Below are 6,135 nucleotides of genomic sequence, written 5' to 3'. Positions count from 1 at the left end.
GGCAAGCCCCCTCCCACCTATGACTGTATTCACAAATCAAAATGTGGGAGGGGGCTTGCCCCCGATAGCGATCTAAAGCATTACACAGCCTCTCTGTAGGGATTACGCGGGTCCTGCGTCCAATTCAAAAATGGCTTGCCCGTGTCCATCGGCACCATCTCGATACAGTCCGCTACCGGGCAGGTGATCTGGCACAGGTTACAGCCCACACACTCATCATCGATCACCTCGTACTTATGCGTGCCATCCGCCTGTTTCAGACTCGCGATGGCCTGGTGCGATGTGTCCTCGCAAGCAATATGGCAACGCCCACAACCAATACACGCCGTCTGATCAATCTTCGCGATCACCTGGTAGTTGATATCCAGGTACTTCCAGTCCGTGGTATTACCCACCGCACGCCCGGAAAAGTCCTGCAGGCTCGTGTAGCCCTGACTATCCATCCAACGTGACAGTCCATCCTTCATCTCTTCCACGATCCGAAACCCATGCAGCATCGCCGCCGTGCACACCTGCACCGCGCCGCAACCCAGGGCGACGAATTCCGCCGCGTCGCGCCAGTTGCCGATGCCACCGATGCCGCAGATCGGCAGGCCTTGGGTCTGCGGGTCACGGGCGATTTCCGCGACCATGTTCAGGGCAATCGGCTTCACCGCTGAGCCGCAATAACCGCCGTGGGTACTTTGGCTACCGACCGTCGGCAGGGCGACCATGCGTTCCAGGTCCACACTGGTGATGGAGTTGATGGTGTTGATCAGCGACACCGCATCCGCGCCACCGCGATAGGCGGCCCGCGCCGCCACACGGATGTCGGTGATGTTCGGCGTGAGCTTGACGATCACCGGCAGCGAGCAGTACGTCTTGCACCAGCGTGTCACTTGCTCCACATACTCCGGTACCTGGCCCACTGCGGCACCCATGCCGCGCTCGGGCATACCGTGGGGGCAGCCGAAGTTCAGTTCGATACCGTCGCAGCCGGTGGCCTCCACCCGGGGCAGGATGTTTTTCCAGGACTCCTCGACACAAGGCACCATCAGCGACACGATCAGCGCGCGGTCGGGCCAATCTTTTTTCACCTGGGTGATTTCTCGCAGGTTGATCTCCAGGGAGCGGTCGGTGATCAGCTCGATGTTGTTGATGCCCAACACTTCACGGTTGGCACCGTAGTGGGCCGAGTAGCGAGACGACACATTGACCGCTGCCGGGTCTTCGCCCAGGGTTTTCCACACCACGCCGCCCCAGCCGGCTTCGAAGGCGCGGACCACGTTGTAGGCTTTGTCGGTGGGCGGCGCAGAGGCCAGCCAGAACGGGTTCGGGGCTTTGATACCGGCGAACACAATCGAGAGATCGGCCATTACGCAGCCTCCACATTCAGCATGAGTTGGGCGTGCATGGCCTCTGCGGCCAGCTTGCCGTGTTGCACGGCTTGCACGGTGAGGTCCTGGCCGAGGCTGACGCAATCACCGCCGGCATAGATGCCTGGAATGCTGGTGCGCAGGTGTTCGTCGACGAAAATGCGCTCGCCGACGCGGCGCAGTTGCTGGGCCAGCGGGTCGTGCAGCGCCTCGCTGTCAAAACTTTGTCCGATGGCCTTGAAGATCGCATCGGCAGCCAGTTCGAAGGTTTCACCGGTGGGGTGCAGGCGGCCGTTTTCCATGCGCGTGCGCAGAAAGCGCATGCCGCGTACGTGGCCCTGATCATCGAGCAGCACTGTTTCGGGTTGAGCCCAGGTCAGCAGGCGGACCTGATTGGCTTTGGCAATATCCTGTTCGTGCTGAGTGGCGCCCATGTCCGCCAGACCACGGCGGTACACGAGGTTCACATCGCGAGCGCCGAGACGGGCCATTTGCACGGCCATGTCGATGGCCGTGTTGCCGGCGCCGAGCACGATGCAGCGGTCGGCCAGAGGCAGTTGGGTGAGGTCTTCAGCCTGGCGCAGTTCGCGGATGTAGTCGGTGGCGGCGAGCAGGCCGGGGGCATCTTCGTGGGGCAGGCCGAGTTGTTTGCTGGCAGTCAGGCCGAGGCCGAGGAACACCGAATCGAATTGCTGGTGCAGTTCACTCAAGGTCAGGTTGTCACCCAGGCGCTGGCCGTGGCGAATTTCAATGCCGCCGATTTGCAGCAGGAACTCCAACTCCTTCTGCGCGAAGTCATCCACCAGCTTGTACTTGGCTATCCCGTATTCATTCAGGCCTCCGGCCTTTTCCCGCGCTTCGAAAATCACCACGTCATGGCCGTGCAACGCGGCACGATGAGCGCAAGCCAAACCCGCAGGCCCGGCACCGATGACGGCGATGCGTTTGCCGGTGGACGCCGCGCGCTGGAACGGGTGCTCGCTGAAGTGCGCGTTGTCGATGGCGTAGCGTTGCAACAGGCCAATCAACACCGGGGCGCATTCCTCGGCGTTGTTACGCACGCAGGCTTGCTGGCACAGGATCTCGGTGGGGCAAACCCGGGCGCAGCTGCCGCCGAGGATGTTGGCCGAGAGGATTTTCTGCGCGGCACCCTGTACGTTTTCGGTGTGGATATTGCGGATGAACGACGGGATATCGATCTCGCTGGGACACGCGTTCACGCATGGCGCGTCGTAGCAATACAGGCAGCGCGAAGCTTCCAGTTGGGCCTGGCGGGCGTTGAGGGGCGGTGCCAGGTCGGTGAAATGGCTGGCTAACGTTGCCCCATCTTCATGCGGGTGGGGGAGGTGGGTCAGGGTCTGGATCACGGTTTTGGCCTCACGGTTATTTGAGGTGCTGCCTCTGATGGGCATTGGTTTTTTGTGTTGCCTGTGCTGGCCGCTTCGCAGGCAAGCCAGCTCCCACATCTGGGCTGTGTGAATCCGATCAAATGTGGGAGCGGGCTTGCCCGCGAATGCGGTATCAGCGTTTCACTGCAGTGGGCCTGGAATGCTCCGCCCGCTTGCTCAACTGCTCAAACACCGCCGGATACGCCGGCCGTTCCACATACCGCCCGGCCCCACGTTCGGCACGCAGGTCGCCATCGGCCCAGACCAGCTTGCCCTGGCTGATGGTGTGGCTCGGTACACCACGTACGGTTTTGCCTTCGAAGATGTTGAAGTCGACCTTCTGATGGTGGGTCTTGGCGGAAATGGTCCGCGTACCCTGGGGGTCCCACAGCACCAGATCAGCATCTGCGCCGACACGGATCGCGCCTTTGCGTGGGTAGAGGTTGAAGATCTTCGCGGTGTTGGTGGAAGTCAGCGCGACGAAATCCTGCATCGACAAACGCCCGCTGTTGACCCCTTCGTCCCACAGCAACGCCATGCGGTCTTCGATGCCGGCGGTGCCGTTGGGGATCTTGCTGAAGTCATCACGGCCGGCAGCTTTTTGCTCGGCGCAGAAGCAACAGTGGTCAGTGGCAGTGGTGTGCAGGTTGCCCGATTGCAGGCCATGCCACAGCGCCTCTTGGTGCCCGCGTGGACGGAAAGGCGGGCTCATCACGTAACCGGCGGCGGTCTGCCAGTCGGGGTGTTGGTAAACGCTGTCGTCCAGCAACAAGTGGCCGGCGAGGACTTCGCCGTAGACCGGCTGGCCCTTGCCGCGGGCATAGGTGATTTCGTCCAACGCTTCCTGGGTGGAGACGTGCACCAAGTACAACGGCGTACCGATGGTTTCAGCGATACGAATGGCGCGGCTGGCCGCTTCGCCTTCCACTTGTGACGGGCGCGACAACGGGTGCGCTTCCGGTCCGGTGATGCCCTGGGCCATCAGCTTGCGCTGCAGGTGGTACACCAACTCGCCGTTCTCCGCATGCACCGTGGGCACTGCGCCCAGCTCCAGGCAACGTTCGAAACTGGCGACCAGCGTATCGTCCGCCGCCATGATCGCGTTCTTGTAGGCCATGAAATGCTTGAAGCTGTTGATGCCGTGATGGCTGACCAGTTCGGCCATTTCCTCGCGGACCTGCTCGCTCCACCACGTGATCGCAACGTGAAAGCCATAGTCGGCTGCTGACTTTTCCGCCCAGCCGCGCCATTGGTGAAAGGCCTCGAGCAGTGACTGCTGCGGGTTGGGAATCACAAAGTCGATGATCGACGTAGTGCCGCCCGCCAAACCTGCCGCCGTACCACTGAAAAAATCTTCGCTGGCCACGGTGCCCATGAAGGGCAGTTGCATATGGGTGTGAGGGTCGATGCCGCCTGGCATCAAGTATTGGCCGCTGCCATCGAGTATTTCAGTGCCTGCGGGAATATCCAGATCCGTGCCAATAGCGCGAATTAGACCGCCTGCGCATAAAACATCGGCGCGGTAACTTTCATCATGGGTAATAACGGTGGCGCCACGGATCAACAGCGACATGTCGAGTTCCTCACAGGCTTGACCGGCTTGTGCCAGTTCTAAGTGTTGTAATGCTGCTTACCGATGGTCGGTTAATTCCTGTCATCGGTGACAGGAATAGAAACTAGCCCGAGTTTTTCGATTGGGCAAGAAGATTTTTTATAAGCTTGTATTGTGTTTAATTACTTGATTTATAAGGATAAAAATAAATAATCACCAAAATGAAGCGGCCTCTCACCATTTTGACGCGCTTGACAGGTTCATAAAATAAGCAACATTTCTTATTGCAAATCAGACGCTTGAGACATGCCTCTTGACGGGCATGGGAAATAAAAATAATTGTGTTGCACCAGATTGAGTCCTGACGGTTCGGGCAACTTTCACGTTATTTAGCCTGAGTAATGTGGCAAGTACCGTAGGCGCAATCGGAAAGCTGATAAACATCAGCAAGTTATAAAAGCGGTGTGGGTTCGAGGGCAGTTGTCGGCACGGTTATTGAGTGCAGTGGCGGCTGTCCGGGCCCGTGATGTCATGTTGTTTACGCGGTACTCCGGCCACCCTGCGTCCAGCGCGGGGTGAGCAACAATAATTCGAAAAAACCGTGGAGCGGCCATGCAACAGAACAGATCGCAAGTCATAGAACGCAACGGCCTGTACGAACTCGACGCCGGCCCCGACGTCCTCGACAGCCCGCGCTACAACCACGACATGGCACCGACCAAGGTGCACGAACGAACCTGGAACAAATGGCACATCACCGCACTGTGGGTCGGCATGTCGATCTGCGTGCCCACCTATACGTTGGGCGGGGTGCTCACTGCGTATTTCGGGCTGTCAGTGGGGGAGGCGCTGATGGCGATCCTGCTGGCCAACATCGTCGTGCTGATTCCGCTGACCCTCAACGCGTTTCCCGGCACCAAGTACGGTATTCCGTTTCCGGTGTTGCTGCGTTCTTCCTTTGGCATCCTCGGTTCCAACGTGCCGTGCCTGATCCGCGCGCTGGTGGCGTGTGGCTGGTTCGGTATCCAGACGATGTTTGGTGGCTTGGCGATTCACTTGTTCCTGGGGTCGATTTTCGAGGGTTGGAAATCCCTCGGTGGCACCGGTGAAGTGATCGGTTTCATGATTTTCTGGACGCTGAATTTGTGGGTGGTCTTGCGTGGCGCCGAGTCGATCAAGCGCCTGGAAACCCTGTCGGCACCGCTGCTGGTGGCAGTCGGGATAGGCCTGTTGGTGTGGGCGATGCCGAATGTGTCTCTCAGCGAACTCATGGCGATCCCCCCCAAACGTCCCGAAGGCGCGAGCCTCACCGGTTACTTCATGGCTGGCCTCACCGCGATGGTGGGTTTCTGGGCCACCTTGTCGCTGAACATTCCCGACTTCAGCCGCTACGCCCACAGTCAGAAAGACCAGATCCTCGGGCAGATTTTCGGCCTGCCATTGACCATGTTCCTGTTCGCCGCCCTTGGCGTGATCATGACCGCTGCGTCGGTGAAATTGGTGGGTGTCAGCGTGTCCGACCCGGTGAGCCTGATCGGCCATATCCAGAGCCCGGTGTGGGTAGCGATTGCCATGGCGTTGATCATCATCGCCACCTTGTCCACCAACACGGCGGCGAACATCGTTTCGCCCACCAATGACTTCCAGAACATCGCTCCCAAGCTGATCAACCGAACCACAGCGGTGATCCTCACTGGCCTGGTCGGGTTGGCGTTGATGGCCCATGAGCTGCTGAAAAAACTCGGGCTGATCGTCTCGGATGTGAGCCTGGAGACTGTGTATTCCAACTGGTTGCTGGGTTATTCAAGCCTGCTCGGCCCGATTGCCGGGATCATGGTGG

Annotated in this window: 4 protein-coding genes; 1 reads left to right on the top strand and 3 read right to left on the bottom strand. The window is 59.5% G+C overall.

The annotated features are described in order from the left end of the window. Window positions 1-80: 80 nt before the first annotated feature. From preA to hydA, 3 genes are all read right to left on the bottom strand, one after another. Window positions 81-1,355, bottom strand: coding sequence for an NAD-dependent dihydropyrimidine dehydrogenase subunit PreA (preA, locus tag ACRESD_RS25900; protein ID WP_431753508.1), 1,275 nt, complete (start codon window positions 1,353-1,355; stop codon window positions 81-83). Beyond that, entirely contained in the window at window positions 1,355-2,722 is a 1,368-nt protein-coding gene (locus tag ACRESD_RS25895; RefSeq protein ID WP_431753507.1) for an NAD(P)-dependent oxidoreductase, read from the bottom strand. The genes preA and ACRESD_RS25895 overlap by 1 nt, the downstream gene beginning before the upstream one ends. Before the next feature lie 154 nt (window positions 2,723-2,876). Further along, window positions 2,877-4,316, bottom strand: a complete 1,440-nt coding sequence (hydA, locus tag ACRESD_RS25890) for a dihydropyrimidinase (protein ID WP_431753506.1) — start codon at window positions 4,314-4,316, stop codon at window positions 2,877-2,879. A gap of 591 nt (window positions 4,317-4,907) precedes the next feature. Between hydA and ACRESD_RS25885 the strand changes: the two genes are divergently transcribed. Further along, a partial coding sequence (locus ACRESD_RS25885; protein ID WP_431753505.1) for a cytosine permease occupies window positions 4,908-6,135 on the top strand: 1,228 nt, incomplete at its 3' end.

The organism is Pseudomonas sp. (assembly GCF_050739995.1).
Classification (GTDB): Bacteria; Pseudomonadota; Gammaproteobacteria; order Pseudomonadales; family Pseudomonadaceae; genus Aquipseudomonas.
The sequence above is the reverse complement of the archived record's forward strand: the minus strand, read 5'-3'. Positions and strand labels throughout refer to the sequence as shown.

Excerpts from the sequence above, each read along its gene's own strand:
- preA (WP_431753508.1), bottom strand. The coding sequence starts at position 1,355 with ATGGCCGATCTCTCGATTGTGTTCGCCGGTATCAAAGCCCCGAACCCG.
- hydA (WP_431753506.1), bottom strand. The coding sequence starts at position 4,316 with ATGTCGCTGTTGATCCGTGGCGCCACCGTTATTACCCATGATGAAAGT.